The following is a 22,493-nucleotide window of genomic DNA, read 5'->3' as shown; positions in this document are numbered from 1 at the left end:
ACAATGACGAATGTTAGCTGTAATATTGATTTTCGTCAGAAACAGGCTGGCTCTTACAAATGATTGGTAGTATGAAATTTGTGGGATAGATAGCATCTTTCAGGATCTATTATTGTTCACATAAATGAAGATGTTATGAAAACTCCAATTAAAGGTGAGCGTGATCTTGCGGCCCAGCACAGCCGGCGAAATTTTATTGAAAACAGTCTGAAAGCAACGGTGGCTGGTGGCATCATCGGAATGGGACTATTAACAGGTTGTGGGAATAAAGAAGAGGAGATAGGTCCTCCGGAGGATCTGATGCGTGAACATGGCATCCTGAACCGGGTATTACTGGTGTACGATCATTTTTTACAAATGCTGTCCGCTCATGAAAGTATCAATCCCCAAATGATTACCGGCGCAGCTGGCATTATCCGTACTTTTATAGAGGAATATCATGAGAAACAGGAAGAAGATTTCTTATTTCCCCGTTTTGAAAAAGCCCATCAGCTGACGGATCTGGTTCAGGTGCTCAAAGCCCAGCATCAACAGGGTCGCCTGATTACCGACCGGCTGCTGCATTTGGGCAAACAACCGCAGCTAACGGCAGATACCGATAAACAAACCCTTCATAACTTGCTGACTGACTTTATACGTATGTACCGGCCACATGAAGCACGGGAGGATACGGTATTATTTCCGGCATTGAGGGGAATCATCAGTAAACATGAGTTTGACAGCCTGGGGGAAGATTTTGAAAAGCGGGAGCACCAGCTATTCGGAGAAAATGGGTTTGAATTATTTGTAGATAAAGTGGCAATCATTGAAAAGCAATTGGGTATTTACGATCTGGCCCGGTTTACGCCTGAATTATAACAAGAAAAGAACATTATTTATTATTATTGTTAATATTTACCTATGGTAAAAGGAACAGTCATTGTGCTGGCATTAGGCGCTTCTTTCAGCGCCGGCTTTGCGTTCAATGCCGTTTTGACTAAGTCACCCGGAAAACAGGAAAAAATGAAACGAGTAACAGGTATCGGAGGCATTTTTTTCAAATGCAACGACCCCGAAAAAATTAAGGAATGGTATAAAACCCACCTCGGTTTTAACATGGACGCGTACGGCGCAAAGTTTGAATGGAGACAGGCAGATGACTCCACCCAAAAAGGATCTACGCTATGGAGCCCCTTCCCCGATAAGACGAAATATTTTGAGCCTTCGTCAAAGGACTTTATGATCAATTACCGGGTAGATGACCTCGAAGCCCTGGTAGCAGCGCTGAAAGAAGAAGGTGTAACGGTGCTGGACAATATAGAAACATACGATTACGGTAAGTTCGTTCACATCCTGGATGTAGAAGGCAACAAGATCGAATTATGGGAGCCTCTTGAAAAAAAGTAATCATTTTGGCAGCAGTTTGCAGCAAAATAATGTGCTGGTCCATCATATCATTCTCCGGTGGAACGGAAACTCGGTGCACTCGCATTACTTTCCTCAAATGCCTTACGGTATTCCCGGGGTGACTGGCCCTGGTAAATTTTGAATTGCCGGTTGAAATACGAAATATTATCAAATCCGCATGCATAGCAGATATCCGCGATACCATGATCGGTGCCGATCAGCAATTTGGTAGCGTGGCTAATCCTTGTTTCATTCACAAATTGAGAAAAGGTTTTGTTAGTCCTTCTCTTGAAATAACGACAAAACGCGGCTTCACTCATACAGGCCAGCGATGCGGCAGACTTACTGTCTACCTGTTGATGGTAGTTTTCCAATACATACTTAAATATGGCAGTCAGCTTTTTCGAATCCACATCTTTATAATGTATTTTCTTCGGATCCTCTGTTAATAATGCCACGTGCTCACGGCCCTGGTGCGACAGCTCGTCCAGCAAATGTAACAGTATAATAAGGTTTTTCATTTGTTGGTTAGCCTGGAACTGGAAAAACAGGTTGCTGAAAGAAGCAGGTATTTTCCTGAACTGCAGCCCATGCTCAGAGAGCTGCATCAACTCTTTTATCTTCTTCAACTCCAGCTTATCAAAAAATTCTTTGCCGAGGAAATCTTCTGTAAACTGTACGATAATGGCATGGGCCAGCGCTTCGCCGCCGTCAGCAGGAGTGTTGTCGTTGCAAAAACAATGCACCAGGCCCGGACCAAACATATAAATTTCTCCCTCGCTAAAGTTCATCACTTTGTTGCCCGCATATACTTTCCCCGAACTTTTTACAATGAGGATCAACTCATACCCATGATGAAAGTGAAAGGTGTTGGTGAACCGCGGCTGGCAAAATTCCTTGATTACAAAGCTGGCATCTTCAGGGGTTGAGATGTGCCGGTAAGCCACTTTCATAGCTGTACTTTTCTCCGGAGTAGAGATATGTCGGTAGGCAACTTTCATAACGTTGATTTTGGTACACTATTTATTTTATAACGGTGGAAATTGGAATTATGGTAAATATAGTATCAATATTCTGCAAATGAAGTACTTTTATTTCAACGGTAGTCTGAATAAGTTTGTGGAACAACAGTGAGTTATAAAAATTTCCGTTATGAATCCAACCAGATAGCGCTGTACTGTCAGCTGTTCTTCCCGGAGAATGGTCATTCAACAGCCGTATTACCTGCATACATTCTAAAATCACCTTATAAACCTGACACGTGATGGAATTAGCGATACACAATTGGATGAGGTCCGAAACGATTGAAACAACTATACAGCGAGTAGCCGGCATTGGATATACCCGGTTGGAAATTGCAGGCAATCCTGAGCAGTATGATACCCAAAACATCAGAAAATTGATGAAAAATCATGGCCTGTCCTGTTGGGGATCTGTAACACTGATGCTGGGCGAGCGCAACCTGCTGGCCAGGGAGGAAGCCCAGCGCGCCCGGTCTATACAGTATGTAAAAGACGTAGTCAGGATGGTAAAGGAGCTCGATGGTCACATGGTGTCTGTGGTACCCGGTACCGTTGGCAAAATTGTGCCTGACGGAAGACCGGAAGAAGAATGGAAATGGGCGGTAGAAGCACTGAAAGAAGTTTACAGCTATAGCGAAGCTGCTGGCGTATTGTTAGGCATTGAGCCGATCAACCGGTTTGAAACCTATTTCATCAACAGGGCGGAACAGGCGTTGGCCCTGGCAGCAGCTGTGGGGCCGAACTGTGGCGTTTGCCTTGATACTTTCCACATGAACATGGAGGAAGAAGATATGTTTGCCTCCATCAGGAAAGCCAAAGGGAAACTGGTAGGCTTTCATGTGGCGGACAACAACCGGATGGCGCCGGGAATGGGGCATCTCAACTGGGAAAAGATTGTAACAACGTTGAGGGAGATTGGTTACGACGATGTGCTTTCTGTAGAATTCTGTGCTCCACTGGATCGTACACCGGCTAATCCTTACCCTGATGCAGTAGATGAAAATCCTGAAAACCTTTCCCCGGAGCAGGCGAAATTCCTGGTGGATCATGGCAGCAGTTCCGTTACAGATGCATTTTACACTATGCTGACGGCCCGGTCATTTAATACATTATCAAAACTTATTTAAAAGAACAGATGAAAATAGCTAATGTAGAGGCATTTTGGTTACGCTGTCCCGTTCCAAAGGAAAAACAACATACGTCAGACTATGGCTTACTGGCAAATTTTGATATGACATTGGTAGTGATCACCACAGAAGATGGGCTCCAGGGATTTGGAGAAGCCAAAGCGGCGGTGGGATCTTCAGGGGTATGTGCTTCTATTGTCAATTGCATAGAAAACGAATTGAAGCCTTCTTTAATAGGCAAACGTGTGAAAGATATTACCCGTCTCTGGGAAGAAATGTATAATGGTACACGCGATCATTATGCCTTGTCGAGAGGCCGCAAATTCCCGGTGCTGGGCAGGAGAGGATTAACCGTATCTGCCATGAGCGGCATTGATACTGCCTTGTGGGATCTGAAAGGGAAAATGCTGAATGTACCGGTAATGGATTTGCTGGGCGGCGCCTGCCGGGACGCTATGCCGGCCTATGCCAGCGGTGGCTGGGCGGATGCAAACAATATCGGCGCACAATTAAAAGGATATGTAGAGAAAGGTTTTGGAGGCGTTAAAATGCGTGTAGGCGTAATGGATAACACCGTACAAAATAGCATAGACAGGGTAAAAGCAGCAAGAGCGGCCCTGGGACCAGACATTAAGCTGATGGCGGATGCACACGGTACTTTCAGTGTGCCGGAAGCAAAACAATTTTGCTACGGCGTGCAGGACTGCAACCTTTATTGGTTTGAAGAACCCATCAGCCCCGATAACCGTACAGGCACGGCAGAAGTGAGGGCGTCGACCCATATCCCTATCGCTGCAGGTGAAAGTGAATACACCAGTTTCGATATCAAGGAACTGTTGGATATAAGAGCCATCGACGTGATACAGCCGGATGCAGCTATCATTGGCGGTATTTCAGAGGCTGCACGGGTAGCACACCTGGCCAGCGTGCATCAACTAGAGCTGGCGCCGCACTGCTGGGGATCGGGATTTTCATTTATGGCAGGGCTGAATGTAGCATTTGCCTCACCTTCGGCTACTATTATTGAGTTTTCTCTGGGTGGAAACCCGATGATGTATGAATTGGTGAATGAGCAAATTACAGTGACCAATGGCCTGATCGCAGCACCCACAACGCCTGGATTAGGCGTATCACCCAACTGGGACTTTGTACGGGAGTTTACACAGAAAGTTTAGATTAGAAGAGGTACCTGAAAATAACGATGTATGGCTAAAGCACTTAAAATTAACCACGTAACACTGATCGTCGACAACCTGGAAAAAGCAGGAGCGTTCTATCAGCATGAATTAGGCTTAACGCCGCTGGCTGCCTTTAGATTTGATTACCCGGTGATGTTTTTCAAATTTAATGAAGAGCAGCAACTGCATATTTCCGAATGGGAAGACAAGACCTCCTTCCGCGGACATATCTGCGTACAGGTAGATGATTTCAACAGTATTTTCTTTCGTATGAAGGAATTGAATGCGATTGATATTCATCCCTGGGGGAAGGTGAGAAAACTGCCTGATGGCGCTATGCAAATGTTTGTACGTGATCCTGCAGGCAACCTGGTGGAAATTTCTTCCAAACCCGGCGACGATATCGATCCCCGGATATTGGCAGACGAGCTGTATGAAGAAGGACTGTATGTTTCCAACAGGAACGATTTTAGGGGATACAGATCCGATGACGCTACTTTATATCATAAATAACAGATGAGAAAAAACGTATTGCTGCTGGAAACAGTTGCGGAGGAAGCCTTGATGGCGCTTCAGGCAGCTGTAAATGTATTCACTGGTTACGATGAGGCAAGCCTGAAAGCAGCGCTGGAAAGCGACGACATCCACGCGATCATCACGCGGGGAAAAGGCTTGATCAACAAACCCCTGATGGATGCCTGCCCTCAATTGCAGGTGGTAGCCAGGTGCGGCGTTGGGCTGGATAATGTAGATGTGGCTGCCGCCACGGCACGGAAAGTTTTAGTGATCAATGCGCCGGGCAGTAATGCGGCCACCATGGCAGAACACACGCTGAGCCTGATGTTGATGGGCATGCGTAATATGTATGAATCTGTAGCCCAGGTAAAGCAAAACAACTGGAACTGGCGCAATCAATATGCCGGGGATGAACTGAACGGCAAAACCCTTGGCATCCTGGGAATGGGCAATATTGGGCAGCGCGTTGCCCGGCTTGGGGTAGCCTTTGGAATGGAAGTAGTATACTGGAGCCGATCTGCACATGACCTGCCCTACCAACGGGTTGAGGTAGCCGAACTGTTGCAGCGCTCAGACGTCGTGAGTCTCCATTTGCCATTCAATAACGACACCAATGGGATCATCGGTGCGCAGCAACTGGGCCTGATGAAACCTAATGCCTGGTTGATCAATACGGCAAGGGGAGCCCTCGTAGATCATATCGCTTTATTACAAGTATTGCAGACGCAAAAAATTGGTGGGTATGCAGCCGACGTATTGCCGGAAGAACCGCCCCAGCAGTCGCTCCCGGTGGTACAACATCCAAGGGCCATCGTTACGCCGCATGCCGGTAGTCTTACTATCGCCACCTATAAAAAAATCTGCCAGCTCACAATCAGTAATGTAGTGGCTGCACTCACGGGAAAAAGTCCCGATCCCAATAGCATCTATAATCGCCACGCGTTGTAACCAACAACACGGGGTGACCATCGTATCAAAAAACTATAGCCAATAAACGCTGTATAATGAGAAAAACTTGCCTTTGTTTATTGTTGATCATCACTACCACCGGTTTGCTATTTGCACAGTATTCGCCGAAGAAGCAGCCGCTGGTGGTTTTCGTTACCGGTGATCATGAGTACAGTAGTGAGGAAACGCTGCCGCTGATAGCTGCCGCGCTGGAAAAAGATTATGGCATGAAAACCATCGTACTCAAAGCATCTCCGGATTATAACAGTGAAGAAAATATTCCTGGCCTGGAAGCCCTGGCCCAAGCAGACCTGGCCGTCTTCTTTTTACGTTGGCGAAGATTGCCGCCGGAGCAGCTGGCCCATATTGAGGCTTACCTGAAAAGCGGAAAGCCGGTGATGGGCTTCCGTACTAGCACCCATGCGTTCCACTTTCCGGAGGGACATACCAGTGAGAAATGGAATGCCTTTGGAGAATTTGCCTTAAACGCTCCTCCGGGTTGGGGAGGCGCCGCTAAACATACGCACTACGGACATGAGAGCAGCACCGATGTAAGTATCATCCCCCAACAGGCTCATAACCCGATATTGACAGGCGTAGCTAAAAATTTTCACGTGCGTTCCTGGCTATACCGCGTGTTACCAGACTACCCCACAAAAGGTTCCACCTGGTTGCTAATGGGAAAGGCCGTGAACCCGGATAAAGCCGCCATCGAAAACCCCGTGGCATGGACAGGTACCAATAGCTTCGGCGGCCGCGTGTTTATGACCACTATGGGCCATCCGGAAGACTTCAGGCAAGAGCCCTTCCAGCGATTGGTGATCAATGCGATTCACTATGAACTGGGATTGAAAGTACCACGAAAATGGAAAGGAAAAATCGATATACAGGTGCCTTACCGAGTGGCGAAATAAGCAGATAACGTTTCCTGATTCCCGTAAAAATTATTTAAGATGCCCAGCGTATTTAAAATCGGTGCACGCGTACCGTTGATGCCCATCCTATTGGTGATAATCATACTGGATGCCTGTAAGTCCAAAGCACCTGCGCCACTTCAGGTGTCCGAAGGAACACATATCTCCCTGATCGGAGGCAACCTGGGATCGCGAATGACGTACTACGATAATTTTGAAACGGAGCTGTATGTGCGTTATCCCGACTACCATCTGCTCATCCGCAACATGTGCGATGGGGGAGAAACGCCTGGCTTCCGGCCACATGCCGGCAGGAATACGCCATGGGCATTTCCCGGGGCGGAAAAATTTCGCCCTGAACTGGCAAAGGAAGTCGCAGCTATGGATAACCCCAGCCAGGGCCGTTTTGAAATGCCTGATCAATGGTTAACCCGGCTTAAAACCGATATTATTGTCGCCTTTTTCGGCTATAGCGAATCATTTGAAGGGAAAGAGGGACTGGACAACTACAAAGCAGAATTGGATGCGTTTATAAAATGGACGCTCAAACAAAAATATAATGGCGCCTCGGCCCCGCAACTGGTCCTGGTGTCACCCATTGCATTCGAAGATCTCTCCGGTAAATATGATCTCCCCGACGGCGGCAAGGAAAACGAAAACCTGGCGTTGTATACGGATGCCATGAAGAAAGTAGCTGCAGCCAACCAGGTTTTGTTTGTCGATGCTTTTACGCCTACGCAGCAATGGTACAAAGAAACGAAGGAACCTTTAACCATCGATGGCTCCCAGCTGAACGAAGCGGGCTATAAAAAACTCGGACTTCTTTTAGTGGACCAGATTTTTGGCAAAGCAGCACCCAAAGCGGAAAGTAATCGGATGCTGGTGCATGATGCCGTAAAAGAAAAGAACTGGATGTGGCTCAATGACTACAAGATACCCAATGGCGTACATGTATTTGGCCGCCGGTATGATCCCTATGGTCCCGATAACTATCCCGCTGAAATAGAAAAGATCCGGGAAATGACTGCTGTCAGGGATACTGCCGTATGGCTGGCCGCTTCCAAAGGAACGAAAATGGATATCACAGCTGCCGACAAAAACACCAAAGTATTGCCGCCTGTTAAAACCAACTACAACCCGGCGAATACCAAAAATGGGAGCCTCCGGTATCTCACTGGGGCGGAAGCGGTCCATAAACTGAAAGTACCGCCTGGCTACAAGGTGGAACTGTTTGCCTCAGAAGAACAATTTCCTGCCCTCGCCAAGCCAATGCAGATGTCGTTCGATAACAAAGGCAGATTATGGGTAGCTGTAATGCCAAGCTACCCGCATTATAAACCAGGTGATGCCAAGCCCAATGATAAAATTATTATCCTGGAAGATACCGACAACGACGGAAAGGCGGATAAAGAAACGATTTTCGCCCAGGGCCTGCACTTGCCTATTGGCTTTGAAATTGCGCCGGAAGGTGTGTATGTGGCGCAGGGAACCAACCTTAAATTGTTGGTGGATACCGATGGCGACGATAAAGCAGATAAGGAAGAAATCCTGCTGAGCGGATTTGATGATCATGATACCCACCATAGCAGCCACGCTTTTACTGCCGATCCATCCGGCGCCATCTATTCGGGTGAAGGCGTTTTCCTGCATACACATGTGGAAACTTCTTACGGCACTATCCGGGGATCTAACGGCGGTTTTTACCGGTTTGATCCCCGGCGGCGGAAGCTGGAGCGCACGGCGCAACTGCAGATCCCCAACCCATGGGGCATTGCCTTCGATGATTGGGGACAGCCATTTTTTGCCGAAACATCCAGTCCCGATATGCGTTGGATGCTTCCGGGAACAGTGCTGCCCAAATATGGCCAGCATACCCACAAATCGATACAACTGATTGAAGAAAAACATAAAGTACGGCCCACCTCCGGGCTGGAGTTCGTGTCGAGCCGCCATTTTCCAGACTCGCTGCAAGGCGACTTTCTCATCAATAATACCATCGGCTTCCTCGGAACGAAAGAGCATACGCTCCAGGACGATGGCACCGGCTATAAAAGTCATCACCGCATGGATCTGCTGGTAAGTGAAGATCCCAATTTCCGGCCGGTAGACCTGGAGTTTGCACCCGATGGCTCTTTATACGTGATCGACTGGCATAACATCTTGATCGGGCACATGCAACATAATGCCCGCGACCCGCTGAGAGACCACTCGCATGGAAGAATATACCGCATTACTTATCCGGTAAGACCACTGGTAAAACCAGCACATATCGCCGGCGCCAGTATAGACGAACTGTTGGACAATCTTAAACTACCTGAATACAGAACCCGGTACAGAACCCGGCGGGAGCTGAGAGGACGCAATGTTACTGACGTATTGGCTAAACTGAAAACCTGGGTGGCTAACCTGGACAAAAATGATCCCAGGTATGAGCACCACCTGCTCGAAGGCCTTTGGGTGAGCTGGGGACTGGATAAGGTAGACCAGGATCTTTTAAAACAAGTACTGAATGCCAAAGACTATCACGCCAGGGCCGCAGCCGTGGAAGTAGTACGCTACACCGGGCACCAGGTAAAAGACCAGGCAGATTTACTGATGAAGGCAGCACAGGACGAAAATAGCCGTGTACGCCTGATGGCCATTGTAGCCGCTTCATGGATAGGCCGGGAAAAAGGTCTTCCTATCTTAGCCGCCGCCAAAAAAATGCCGTTAGACGAGTGGATGATCCACGCATATGAAACCGCCGAAGCACATTTAAAAGGGGAGAATGTAAAAGATGAAAAAGAAGAAGGCGCCAATACCAAACTGAAAGGCACTGAACTGGCATTGTTTAACCAGGGACAAAAGATCTACTCCATTGAAGGATATTGTAGGACCTGTCATCAACCAGATGGTAAAGGGCTTCCCGATTCCGGATTTCCACCCCTTGCCGGCTCCGGATGGGTAACCGGAAGCGATGAACGATTGATTAAGCTGGTGATGAAAGGCATTATGGGACCGATAACAGTCAACAACAAAACATATCCGGGACAAGTGCCCATGACACCCTTCGGCAGCTTGTTGAAGGATGAAGAAATTGCCGCCGTACTTACCTACGTGAGGAATTCATTCGGAAATACCGCCACCGCTATTTCTCCTGAGAAAGTAAAACAAGTGAGAAAAGCCATAGAACATAAGAAGGATTTTTATTCTCCCGGAGAGCTGTTGAAAGAGCATCCCATGGAGAAGAAGTAACAAACGCCCCGGTCACTGATATAATAAAGCAGGTAACCAGGCCCGGGGTAAATTACTATTTTATTTGGCGAAAATATTATAAGGAAATATTAGTAAGGATATTTAATATTGTTAGGATATCTAATTATTGAAACACTGGTACGTAGTCGTCAACCAAAAAAAACTTTATTTAACTTTTTATACAATGGATAGGCGGCCCCTGGGGGATGTAAGTATCCGCTGTAGCAGTTCCTGGCCTTTTACGAATAGGCAGGGCAATCATCTTCCTTTATTTTTTACTAACACGTGTTATTGTTCAGCGGCGTAGCAACCGTTGCGTGCCCTTTTTGTCCTTAGCAACCGCTTCTTAATCATGTATCCGGAATAAAATTTCACCTGTTAATTTTTTTATTATGAGACAGTTTTCCACGGTAACTTTCAAGATCATGGCGCTACGCCAGAAAATTATTTACACCGCCCTGGCGCTGCTGTTGGGAATAGCCAGCCAGCTGCATGCGAAAGCGCCCTTGCTCATAGACGTGCATGGCAAAGTGTTGGAAGAGAACGGCGTAGGCGTGCCGGGGGTGAGCATTAAAGTAAAGAACGTTGAAAAAGCCACCACAACAGACGGCGACGGGCACTTCGCCATTAAAGGGCTTCCCGACGATGCGGTGTTGATCGTTTCTTATATAGGCTATGTCACGCAGGAAGTGAAGGTAACGGCTGCAGATATGGTCATCAGGTTGGTACCGCAAGTGAAAAAAATTGATGAAGTAGTGGTAGTGGGATATGGTACCACTAAAAAATCAGACCTCACCGGCGCCGTTGGCACGGTGAAGGCAGAAACATTGCAGGAGCGCCCGGCATCTTCCCTGAACCAAAGCTTATCCGGCCGCGTTACGGGCGTGAACGTATCATCCAATTCCGGACGTCCGGGTGGTAGAACCAATATACGTATCCGTGGATCCAGCTCACTCAGCGTGTCCAATAACCCGCTGTATGTAATAGATGGTGTGATCCTGAACCCGGTGGATTTACGAAATGGGAGCACGCCTATCGACTATATCAATCCTAACGACATTGCTTCTATCGAAGTATTGAAAGATGCCTCATCTACTGCTATTTACGGTGCTCGCGGCGCGAACGGCGTTATCCTTGTTACCACCAAAAGAGGCACGTCGAATGGCGGGAGAATTACCTATGATCCGGATTTCAGCATCGGCGTATTACCAAGGAAACTAGAACTGCTCAATGCAAAAGAGTTTTTGGCGGTAGAAGACCTGGCCTATGCCAATGCCCAGAAGTATGATCCTGTGGGATGGGCAACAGGCACCAAGTATACCGATCCCAGGAAAAAACGCACCAATCCAAAATTATTTGATGCGCAGGGAAACCCGCTGTACGACACAGACTGGCAGGACGAAACCTTCCGCAAGGCCTTTACCCAAAACCATCAGCTGGGATTTACCGACGGAGATGAGAAAAGAAGTATAGGCGCGTTTTTAAATTATCGCACGCAGGATGGATTGGCCAGGGGGTCCTGGCAAGACCGGTATGCCGGCCGCGTAGTATTTGATAGTAAAATCAAGGAATGGCTAAAGATTGGTGGCACACTGAGCTATACGGACCAGCGGGAGAAGCAGGTAGACCAACTGGATGGCGGCGGTATCACCATGATGCGGCAGGTATTGGAAGCACTGCCTATTATCCCGGTAAAGTATGCCGACGGCAGCTGGGCCAGCAATCGTGATTACCCCGGTATGGAAGGAGGAGATAACCCTTTAAGGGTGGCAGCCGACAGGATCTCTATCCTGCATACGCAAACCCTCCTGGGTAATATGTTTGCCAACGTGCACCTGGCGCCCGGGTTGGAATTGAAATCTACCGTAGGCGTTAATATCATTAACCAACGGGAGGATTATTTTGCTGCCAGAGGCATGCAATATATTTCTGATAATGGAAATGCCTCCGTGAATAATAACCGCTATAATTCCTGGCAGTTTGAAAACTACCTGACCTACACCCGCGAGTTTGCAAAAGTACATTCGCTCAATGCCATGGCAGGAGTGTCTTGGCAGCATATTGATCGTTTTGAAAACCAGGCCAGCACGGAAGGATTTACCGATTCTTACTATAAGTACTATAACCTCGGAGCCGGATCCAGTCCTCAGCCGCCGTCGTCTGTTGGCACTGCCAATGGACTCAACTCTTACTTTGGCCGTATCAACTATGGATTCCGCAACCGGTATTTAGTCACCTTTACCGGCCGTATGGATGGTTCTTCAAAGTTTGGCCGGGATAACCAGTTTGCTTTCTTCCCCTCTGCTGCACTCGCCTGGAGAGTAACGGAAGAAAACTTTATGAAAGGGATTGCCGCTATTTCAAATTTGAAACTGCGTGCCAGCTACGGCGCCACCGGTAACTCCGAAATTCCTGCCTACCGCGCATTGGCTGGCCTGGGCAACTATAGCGTCATCTTTAATGGCGCACGTAATTCCGGCGTAGGTATCGATCGTATCGCCAATCCCGGCCTCCAGTGGGAGAAAACAAAACAGATAGATTTCGGAATGGAGCTGGGCTTATTTTCCAACAGGCTAAACCTGGAGCTCGATCTATACCGCAGGAGAGTAGATGGTATGCTGCTGGATGCGCCACTACCATATACCACGGGGCGCGACAAAATTTTCTCCAACGTAGGAAGTATGGAAAACAAGGGTATTGAGTTTGGCATCAACTCCACCAATATTCAAACCGACCATTTCTCCTGGAGTACCACCTTCAATATTTCTGTCAATAGAAATAAAGTGCTGGCGCTGGCCAATGGCGACATACTCATGGGCAACGGGGTGATACGTGTAGGAGAACCTGTAGGCTCTTTCTTTGGAAGAGTTACCCTCGGAACATGGGGCTCTAAAGAGGCAGACGAAGCAAAGAAATACAACATGCTGCCCGGCGACATCAAATATAAAGACATCAACAGCGATGGCATCATCAACGACCTCGACAGGGTGATCATCGGGAAAGGTATTCCCGATGGATATGGCACCTTCCTGAATACCTTCCAGTACAAGGCCTGGTCGCTTACTGTAGACCTGCAGTTTATGTATGGGAATGATGTACTAGACCGGAGCATACACTCCGCTGAAGACCGGCAGGGTATCGCCAATAGCTATAAGACCGTGCTGAATGCGTGGACAGAAACGAATCAGAATACACAGATAGCACAGATACGCCCTATCAACGCTTATTATACTACCAACAACGACAGCCACAAAGTAACCGACGGTTCGTTTATCCGCGGCCGTAACCTGCTGTTGGCATATGTGTTCCCATCAAAAACGGTATCTGCACTAAAACTTAGCCGCCTGAGGGTATATGCTTCCGTGCAAAACTTTTTCCTGGTCACCAAATTTAAAGGCTACGACCCGGAAGTATCCAACTCCAGCTCACCGTTCGATCAGGGCCTTACCCTGTACGACTATCCCAAGCCAAGGGTATTTATGCTGGGACTGAATGTGGGATTATAATATTATGCAATCATTTAATCGAAAATTATGAAATCAATCATCATAAAATATGGACTGCTGGTAGTCGCAACCGGGGCATTATGCCTGGCTGGTTGCCGCAAATTTCTGGATGAAACAGATCCCAGCAATTATACAGAGGATACTTATTTCACGAAGCCGGAGCATGCCCGAAGTTCTATCAACGCCATCTATGCCAGCCTGCGGGACCCTATGAGCGGCGATTTCAACGGCGCCGCCTGGACGATGACGGAATTTGCCACCGGGCAGGCAGCTACCGATCTCGGACAGGCGGTGAACAGTTACTACATAAAAGACCTGCATAACACAGCTGATAATGCCTACGGCGAAAATTACTGGAGAAATTACTATAAGGGTATCACCAATGCAAACCTCTCCATTGCCAAAATACCTGGCATTAATATGGACCAGGCAGAAGCCAAACGGCTATTGGGAGAGGCTTATTTCCTGCGGGCCTGGTACTATTTCAACCTGGTACAGATGTTTGGCAACATTCCTTTAATTACACAGCCTGTTGACCTGAAGTCCGACCAGCTAAGACCCAAACAAGCCACGCCGGAGGAAGTATACAAATTGATTGTAGACGATCTGACCGCCGCTGAAAATGCGGGATTACCCTGGATGGATGTCAGTGGCAAAGCCTCTTTGGGAGCCGTGAAATCACTGTTGTCGAAAGTGTATCTCACCATGGCCGGATACCCGCTGCAAAAGGGAACGTCTTACTTCGACCTGGCCGCCAGGAAAGCGGGAGAAGTGCTGGCTTCCAAACAATTTAAATTGTTTGACACTTACAGTGACCTGCATAACCCGGCAAAGAAGAATATAGAAGAGAATATTTTCATGATTCAGTATAAGACACAGGTGATACCTGGCAGCTGGCAATCGCTCATCATTCCGTATAACAAAAATATTTCCGCCTATTCTGCCGAAACGGGCGGCATCTACGCTACCGCCGATTTCGTAAAGTCATACGATCCGGCAGATTTACGTGCCAAAGAAGGCCAGTTCTTTTTTACCGAATTCACTAACCAGGATAACAGGAATCAAAAGGTAGACCTGGGCGGATATTTCCTGTATAAGCTTTTCGACGTAACAGCACAAACCACTACTGCCAACAGTGATCTTAACTGGTCGTTGATCCGTTATGCGGACATCCTACTGGTATATGCAGAAGCAACGAATGAGGTGAGTGGTCCTGGTGCAGCTGCCTATGATGCCGTAAACCAGGTAAGGAGAAGAGCCAAGCTACCTGACCTTGCAGGGCTTACCCAGGTGCAGCTGAGAGAAGCCATATGGCGCGAACGCTGGTATGAGTTGTGTTTTGAGAACGTTACCTGGTTTGATATGGTACGGCTACGCAAAGCATTTAACGTAAGTACAAAGGGATTTGATAGCTATGTAGGACATAAATTTTCCTATGGCCCGGTGTTAACAGAAAGAGAGTTGTTGTTCCCGATACCCAGCAGAGAGCTGAGAAACAATCCTAACCTGGTTCCCACGAAAGGATATTAGCAGATGTGATAATTGCCGGAACAAGCGTATGTTTTTCCCGCGGAGGCGGGAAAAACATACGCGCTGGTACAATGATTTCACAGCTTATTTTCCCAGCCGCTCTTCCAGTATATTTTTTAGCAGCGTCATGTCGTTATCCCTTATTGAGGAGGTGTTGTAAATAGGGCGCCCGGATTTATCAAGCAGGTAAAGTTGAGGAATAGGCCAATAAGCCATTGCTTCATATAAGCGCTGATCGCCAAATACCTGTGGCCAGTCCATTTCATACTTTTCAACCGCACGTCGGAAAGCGGTACTATCCTTATCAATGCTAAACGAAACCAGTTCAAAGTTTTTGGTTTTGTATTTGTCGTAATATGCTTTTAAGTTAGGCAGTTCTTCTCTGCAGGGTGCGCACCACGAGGCCCAGAATTGAATCAGTACATATTTTCCCCGCAGCTTTGAAGATTCGATTTTATTGTTTTTAGTGTCTGTAACAACAAAATCAGGAAACGCAGTATGGGAAGTAATATCGATTTTATTTTGGATGATGGAAGCCACATACAAACCCGCCGGCGTACTTTTATATTTACCGGGTAATAGCTCGTAAAGCTCCATCGTTTTTGTGGGAGGCAGGAGGGTTGTTCTGACAGACCTACTGAGGAAAGTCCAAAATGATATATAGGAATCCGGGAATTGCCGGATGAAGTCCATTTCCCTATAGGAGAGGGTATCTCCGAGCCGGAAGGCTTTTTGTAGGGCTGCGGTATCGGTTCCAAATCGGTGCTTGTTTTCACGATAGTATTGAATGAATATATCAAAGCGCTCTTTTATAAAGGCGTCGAATTCGGCGCCCCCTGATTTATCATAAGGAATAATATGAGGAGATGCTTTTTCATCTATGGTAAAATATTTTACAGTATCAGCCACGGGTATAACGTGAATGGGGACTTCTCCCTTGTCGAAGAATACCTTGCTTTGCAGATAGGTAGTGTCGCTGTTTTTATAACTGACCAAGATAAATCCATAGGGTGCATTGAGTATGCCGGACCAGTAAGGATGATGCACTACATCGATGGTATGTTCGTTCATACCGTCATGCAAAGTCACGGTAAATTTATCGCTGCTCAGCGGCGGCGAAAAGTCGAATCGGATGTAGGTAGAATCAGTTGCTGAAGCGGAGATGCCAGCCATCAGCAGTAGGAGCAGCGTAAGGTTAGTTCCGCGGTTAAACTTCATGTGGCAGTAAAATTTGTGCATGAATGTATTCACAAAAAATCACGTGATTGCTGTAGTAATTGTTAAAATGATATCACGATAATAATAACTGCCACAGATGCAAACTGCCACCGGTAATCCCCGGTGGCAGTGCTTTATATCTGCTTTGTCGGAGTGCTTGCCTACTCCGATTTCAGGCTGCCCACAGGATTCACCAGGGCGGCTTTAATTGACTGAAAACTCACGGTAATGAGTGTAATAACAATAGCGGCCAGCGCTGCCAGGATAAATACGTCTGGCCCAAGTGTAATGCGGTAATCGTATTGCAGCAACCAGCGTTGCAGAAAATAAAAGGCCAGTGGCGCTGCCAGCAGGCAACTGATCACTACCAGTATGATGAAGTCCCTGGATAGCATTATCCATATTTGTGATACGGAAGCCCCCAGTACTTTACGTACGCCTATCTCCTTGGTGCGCTGCTGTGCCGTAAAGGCCGCGAGCCCGAATAAACCGAGGCAGGAAATGAGAATAGCCAGTACGGCAAATATGCCGGAAAGTTTGCTGGTGCGCACTTCCTGCTGGAACTTCTGGCCGTATACCTGGTCTGCGAAAAGATAGTCGAATGGAAAAGCAGGATTATATCGCTCAAAAACTTTTGCAATCAGGGGAATGGTAGTATGCAGATCGGCGCCGGGCGCGAAGCGGCACATCATGAATCCCCGGGTGCTGGGAAGAGAATGTCCGAATGTAATGGGTTCCATGGCGGCAAAAGGAGATTCCAGCAGTGCATTTTTTACCACGCCGATGATATTGACCTTCTGGCTGTCGATCGTCAGCAATTCATTCAGGGGATCTTTGAGCCGGAGCCGCTTTACGGCTGCTTCGTTCAGGATTACATTGGCGGTATCACTATCTGGGTTAGTCGAAAAATTGCGGCCGCTGACCAGTTGCAATCCCATGGTTTTGAAGTAATCGTTATCGGCCAGGATAATGCCCATTTCTACGGTTTCACCCGGCAGCTTGCCAGGCCAATAGTCGAGGTCGCGGTGCCAGCCAATAGCCGTAGCCGGACTGGTAGAAAGGGTGACGGATTGCGCCAGTCCACTTTGCAGTAATTCATTTTTTAATGCAGGATAATTGCGTATCATCTCCTCATTCAACCTGGTCATAATAAGGTTGTTGGGATCATAGCCGGTAGGCCGGTTCCGGGCATGCTGCATTTGCCTGTAAATCACCAGCGTGCTGATGATCAGGGCTACGGAACAACTGAATTGCATTACTACCAGCGCCTTGCGTGAAAACGCAGCCGATTTCCCGGATTGCAACGTGCCTTTTAGCGTTTTTACCGGGTTGAAGGACGAGATAAAAAAGGCAGGCTTGCTACCGGCTAATACACCGGTAAGGAAGGTGCCCGCGCCTGCAAGCAGCCAGAAGATCCAGCTGCCGAACGGAATATGCAACGTCTTGCCAGCGATGGCATTGAACGCCGGTAGCGAAAGCTGTACCAGCAACAGCGCAAATAATAATGCAATAAACGCAGTTAATAACGACTCCGTCAGGAACTGAATAACCAATTGACGGCGCTGTGAACCAATTGCTTTACGGATACCCACTTCCCGGGCCCGCTTTTCAGAACGGGCGGTACTGAGGTTAACAAAATTAATTCCCGCAATGACCAGTACCAATAAGCCTATAATGCCAAACATCCTGACATAGTCGATAGCGCCGCTGGTATCTTTCCCATTTTCATAGCGGCTGTACAAGTGCCAGCGATCCAATGGTTGCAGTACCACGGCGGAATTCCGGGAGTTGACATTATCTTTCTCCGTTAACTCAATATCACGGATCTTGGCAGCTACTTTGGAATAATCAGTTCCCGCCTTCAACTTCGCAAATATCTGGTAGGCATTACTAGAGAACGAGGCTTTCCGGTTGTTTCGCACCGCTTCCTCGGTTTGTTCAAAGTAGCTGAATGGAATCAGGTATTTAAAGCTGAAAGAACTGTTGGAAGGCAGGTCTTTTAAAACGCCGGCAACCCGCACATCATGGCGACTGTCCAGTCTAAGGGTTTTACCCACTGCGCTGCCTTTGCCAAACAGGCTTTCAGCGAGCGATTGGGTCAGTATAATAGAATACGTATCATCCAATGCGTGAGCGGCACTGCCCTCTACCAGGGGAAAAGGAAAGATGCGGAGAAAGTCACGCTGCACCATCATCCCATCTGCCAGCAACTTCCGGTCGCCTACCATCAATCCATGTGAATTCATCCAGGAGGCCTCCGACACATACTGCATTTCCGGAATTTCACTCCGTAAAGCGTCTGCCAGCTTCAGCGAACAGGTCGTAAAGTTAAGCGTATCCCCGTTGCTGTTAAAATTCCGTCTTACCTGGTAGGCCCGTTCGTGGCCGGGTAAAAATTTATCATAGGAATATTCATGCACCGCCCACAACACAATAATCATCGCCACCGCCATGCCCATCGCTAATCCCAGGATATTAATAGCGCTGTAAACTTTGTTGTTCATCAGGTTACGCCAGGCAACCTTCAGGTAATTTCTTATCATACAATATGGATGTTGCCAGTACAACCTAATAAAAATGCCAGAATGAAGAGGGATTATTTATCAGTAGCAAATAGATATTTAAAATATTTATGTGTTCGGTTTTGACACAGCCCTTTGTTCGTTTATGATGTACATACCTGAGGCTATCTACCAATTGTGTCCCGGGAGTATAGTTCGCAATATTTAACCACCTATCGGCTCATTTTAACCTGACAACGCTTTATTGACGTTTGTTGCCTAAATTTAACCAGTCATTTTTTAATCATCCATAAAACCATTTTGACGGTGTTTTCACAGGAAACTTATATCAACAGGAGAAACCGGCTGCAAGCCGATATAGGCAGTGGCGTTATTTTACTGCCAGGAAACGACGACAGTGGCATGAACTATAAGGATAACATCTATCCCTTCCGGCAGGACAGCTGCTTTTTGTATTTCACGGGCATCGACCAGCCGGGACTCACATTTGTTATGGATATAGATAACAACCGGGAGATCTTATTCGGCGATGAGCTAACCATGGAAGCAATTATGTGGACGGGGCCGGTGGAAACAATTGCCTCCCTGGCAGCTAAGGTGGGCATTAAAGATGTACGGCCCACTTCTGCTTTACCCGACTTCCTGGCCCGCGCCCGCAGCAGCAAACAACCCATACATTTTGTGCCTCCCTACCGCGGCGATACTACGGTTAAACTGAGCGAGTGGCTGGATATCCCGGTGGCTGCGATCCCACAACAGGTATCGGTGGCACTCATAAAAGCGATTGTACGCCAGCGTGCTATCAAAACAGCCGAAGAAGTACGCGAAATAGAAATGGCCGTAAACACTACCATCGACATGCAGCTGAAAGCCATGGAGCTGTCGACGGCAGGCGTTACCGAAATAGCGGTTGCTGGTGGCATCCAGGCGGTAGCTATCGCCGGCGGAGGAAATATTTCTTTCCCGGTAATTCTCACCGTTAACGGGCAAATCCTGCATAATCATCCACATAACACGCCCCTGCAGAATGGGCAACTGGTATTGTGCGACTGTGGTGCGGAAAATGCCATGCGCTATGCAGGAGACCTGACACGTACGCATCCGGTGAATAAGAAATTTACCACCGCCCAAAAAGAAATCTACGACATTGTACATCATGCCTATCAATCGGCCGCCGATGCAGTGAAGCCAGGCGTACGCTTTAAAGATGTGCATCTGCTAGCCTGCGAAAAGTTGGCGGAAGGCCTCATCGCTTTGGGGCTGATGAAAGGCAATGCAGCGGAAGCGGTAGCCGCCGGCGCACACACGCTGTTCTTCCCCTGTGGCCTGGGGCATATGCTGGGACTCGATATTCATGATATGGAAAACCTGGGAGAGGAATATGTAGGTTATACCGATACCCTGCATAAAAGCAAGGAGTTTGGCCTCAAATCATTGCGCCTGGGAAGGGAGCTGGAAGAAGGCTTTGTACTGACTATTGAGCCAGGCATTTACATTAACCCGATGCTCAACGACGCATGGCAGGCAGCCGGTAAGCATACCGCCTTTATCAACTACGAAAAACTGGCGGCCTATAAAGATTTTGGCGGCGTGCGCGTAGAAGATAATTTCCTGATTACTGCCAACGGCGGTCGCAAACTGGGCCGGCCTTTTGCCAGTACCGCCAATGAAATAGAACAACTGATTGCCGGCTAAACAATACCACCATATGAAAAAACAACTATGGGCATTGTTGCCTTTGATATTATTTGCCTGCACCATGCGTATGCCGAAAGCAACAGATAATGGGACGGCGGCCCTCAATAAACTCGCTGAAAAATATGTGCGGCTGGGATTGGCCATTGGTCAATATGATCCGGATTTCGTAGATGCTTACTATGGCCCCGATTCGCTGAAGCCGGTGAGTAGTAAATCCATCACCTTTCCGAAAGATAGCTTTCTGAATGCAATAAGAAACCTGAGATTATTGCTGGACAACGTAGCTAACAACACAACAAATGATACCATCCTTACCCGGGCAAACTGGATGGATGCACAACTCACTGCCTTCAGCAGGCGTATTCAAATCATCACCGGTGTATATGCGCCCTTTGACGTAGAGTCGAAAGATTTATTTAATGCCATGGCGCCTATTTACACGGAATCACACTACCAGTCGCTGATCGCCTCGCTGGATAGCCTGCTACCCGGGAAAGGCCCGGTTGCCAACCGGTTCCAGCAATTGGCTAACCACTTTATTATTCCAAAGAATAAACTGGATACCGTTTTTAAAACGGCGATAGCAGAAGCGCGTAAACGTACCTTATCGCATTACCAGCTGCCGGCAACAGAAAGCTTTACCCTGGAATATGTAACCGGTAAACCCTGGATGGGCTATAACTGGTACAAAGGCAATTATAATAGCCTGATCCAGGTAAGCGTGGATGTGCCGATTTTTATAGAGAAAGCCATAGATCTCAGCTGCCACGAAGGATACCCGGGGCATCATGTCTATAATATGCTCCTGGAAAAGCATCTTTATCGCGACAAGGGTTGGGTGGAAATATCACTATATCCGTTGTTCAGTCCACAGTCGCTGATTGCGGAAGGCAGCGCCAACTACGGTATAGAAATGGTTTTCCCCGGTGAAGAAAAAATCGCATATACCCGCGATGTATTGTTGCCGCTGGCAGGCCTGGATACCACCGGCATCAGCACTTACTTTAAAGCGTTGGCCATCAAAGGAGCACTCAACTATGCACGTAACGAAGTAGGCAGAGGACTGGTAAATGGCACGATGTCCGACTCCGTAGCGAGCAGGTGGCTGCGTGATTATACGCTGCTCAATGAAGAGTCTATCCCCAAAGGCATCCAGTTTATTAAAAAGAACCGTAGCTATGTGATTAATTATAATTACGGGCAGGACCTGGTGAAGCAATACCTGGATAACCATTACGGCCAGCAGCCGGATAAAAGATGGGAGGGCTTCGGTTACCTGCTGAGCAACGAAATGACGCCTAACAACCTGCTGCAGTCAGGAAAATAGTATTAAGCCAAATCGCTGTCATACATCCCATACCATTGCGGTATGGGATTTTTTTGTTACGGCAAGAGACAAAAAAAGCGATATCGGGTTAATATCGGCAAAGAAGCTATCAATTTTAGCGTATACCATTCAAGTACATTATTCTAAATTCGCTGTGCAACAGCAGCATTCGAACAGCGCCACATTCCCGTTTATGAAGGTCCTTGCAGGACACGGTGTTTCAACCAAAACAGAATCAGATCAACGGTGTTGAATTTTCTATGACCCGCAGACGAAAGCCCTTATCTTCAATTCTTCCCGTCGATTTATCAACTCATCCTTAAAACCATTTTTATGAAGTAGAATTTTTGCTCCTTATTCATACAGC

At 47.5% G+C, this 22,493-nt stretch carries 15 protein-coding genes; 12 read left to right on the top strand and 3 right to left on the bottom strand.

The window, feature by feature from the left end; genetic code table 11:
• Positions 1-135 precede the first annotated feature (135 nt).
• Positions 136-858, top strand: a complete 723-nt coding sequence (locus HGH90_RS28895) for a hemerythrin domain-containing protein (protein ID WP_169192525.1) — start codon at positions 136-138, stop codon at positions 856-858.
• A gap of 42 nt (positions 859-900) precedes the next feature.
• Positions 901-1,386, top strand: coding sequence for a VOC family protein (locus tag HGH90_RS28890; RefSeq protein ID WP_248277085.1), 486 nt, complete (start codon positions 901-903; stop codon positions 1,384-1,386).
• 47 nt (positions 1,387-1,433) lie between these two features.
• Here the strand turns inward: HGH90_RS28890 and HGH90_RS28885 are convergent, their stop codons facing one another.
• Positions 1,434-2,387 carry an AraC family transcriptional regulator gene (locus tag HGH90_RS28885; protein WP_169192524.1) on the bottom strand — a complete coding sequence of 318 codons (954 nt, stop codon included), beginning with the start codon at positions 2,385-2,387 and terminating at the stop codon, positions 1,434-1,436.
• Positions 2,388-2,650: 263 nt separating this feature from the next.
• Between HGH90_RS28885 and HGH90_RS28880 the strand changes: the two genes are divergently transcribed.
• The 8 genes from HGH90_RS28880 to HGH90_RS28845 all read left to right on the top strand — a co-directional run bounded on the left by HGH90_RS28880 (position 2,651) and on the right by HGH90_RS28845 (position 15,361).
• The gene (locus tag HGH90_RS28880; protein ID WP_169192523.1) at positions 2,651-3,535 is read left to right on the top strand and encodes a sugar phosphate isomerase/epimerase family protein; all 885 of its coding nucleotides are present in this window, start codon (positions 2,651-2,653) and stop codon (positions 3,533-3,535) included.
• Between the two features lie 8 nt (positions 3,536-3,543).
• On the top strand, positions 3,544-4,710 hold the full coding sequence (locus tag HGH90_RS28875) for a mandelate racemase/muconate lactonizing enzyme family protein (RefSeq protein ID WP_169192522.1): 1,167 nt from the start codon (positions 3,544-3,546) through the stop codon (positions 4,708-4,710).
• Between the two features lie 30 nt (positions 4,711-4,740).
• Positions 4,741-5,226, top strand: coding sequence for a VOC family protein (locus tag HGH90_RS28870; protein WP_169192521.1), 486 nt, complete (start codon positions 4,741-4,743; stop codon positions 5,224-5,226).
• A 3-nt stretch (positions 5,227-5,229) separates the two neighbouring features.
• On the top strand, positions 5,230-6,177 hold the full coding sequence (locus HGH90_RS28865; protein WP_169192520.1) for an NAD(P)-dependent oxidoreductase: 948 nt from the start codon (positions 5,230-5,232) through the stop codon (positions 6,175-6,177).
• A gap of 56 nt (positions 6,178-6,233) precedes the next feature.
• Positions 6,234-7,091, top strand: a complete 858-nt coding sequence (locus HGH90_RS28860) for a ThuA domain-containing protein (protein WP_169192519.1) — start codon at positions 6,234-6,236, stop codon at positions 7,089-7,091.
• Between the two features lie 39 nt (positions 7,092-7,130).
• Complete coding sequence (locus HGH90_RS28855) at positions 7,131-10,325, top strand: PVC-type heme-binding CxxCH protein (RefSeq protein ID WP_169192518.1); 3,195 nt, start codon at positions 7,131-7,133, stop codon at positions 10,323-10,325.
• Positions 10,326-10,717: 392 nt separating this feature from the next.
• Positions 10,718-13,831, top strand: a complete 3,114-nt coding sequence (locus HGH90_RS28850; RefSeq protein WP_169192517.1) for a SusC/RagA family TonB-linked outer membrane protein — start codon at positions 10,718-10,720, stop codon at positions 13,829-13,831.
• 27 nt (positions 13,832-13,858) lie between these two features.
• Complete coding sequence (locus HGH90_RS28845; protein WP_169192516.1) at positions 13,859-15,361, top strand: RagB/SusD family nutrient uptake outer membrane protein; 1,503 nt, start codon at positions 13,859-13,861, stop codon at positions 15,359-15,361.
• A gap of 84 nt (positions 15,362-15,445) precedes the next feature.
• Here the strand turns inward: HGH90_RS28845 and HGH90_RS28840 are convergent, their stop codons facing one another.
• Both HGH90_RS28840 and HGH90_RS28835 read right to left on the bottom strand, forming a co-directional pair.
• Positions 15,446-16,579 carry a TlpA family protein disulfide reductase gene (locus HGH90_RS28840; RefSeq protein ID WP_169192515.1) on the bottom strand — a complete coding sequence of 378 codons (1,134 nt, stop codon included), beginning with the start codon at positions 16,577-16,579 and terminating at the stop codon, positions 15,446-15,448.
• A 161-nt stretch (positions 16,580-16,740) separates the two neighbouring features.
• The gene (locus tag HGH90_RS28835; protein ID WP_169192514.1) at positions 16,741-19,122 is read right to left on the bottom strand and encodes an ABC transporter permease; all 2,382 of its coding nucleotides are present in this window, start codon (positions 19,120-19,122) and stop codon (positions 16,741-16,743) included.
• Between the two features lie 285 nt (positions 19,123-19,407).
• Between HGH90_RS28835 and HGH90_RS28830 the strand changes: the two genes are divergently transcribed.
• A complete protein-coding gene (locus tag HGH90_RS28830) occupies positions 19,408-20,796 on the top strand; it encodes an aminopeptidase P family protein (protein WP_168765407.1) in 1,389 nt (462 codons plus the stop codon).
• A gap of 13 nt (positions 20,797-20,809) precedes the next feature.
• A complete protein-coding gene (locus HGH90_RS28825) occupies positions 20,810-22,126 on the top strand; it encodes a hypothetical protein (protein WP_168765406.1) in 1,317 nt (438 codons plus the stop codon).
• Positions 22,127-22,493: the final 367 nt, after the last annotated feature.

Origin of the sequence: Chitinophaga sp. Ak27 (genome assembly GCF_012726295.1) — a bacterium.
In the GTDB taxonomy this organism is placed as follows: Bacteria; Bacteroidota; Bacteroidia; order Chitinophagales; family Chitinophagaceae; genus Chitinophaga.
This window is presented reverse-complemented; position numbering and strand designations above follow the sequence as displayed.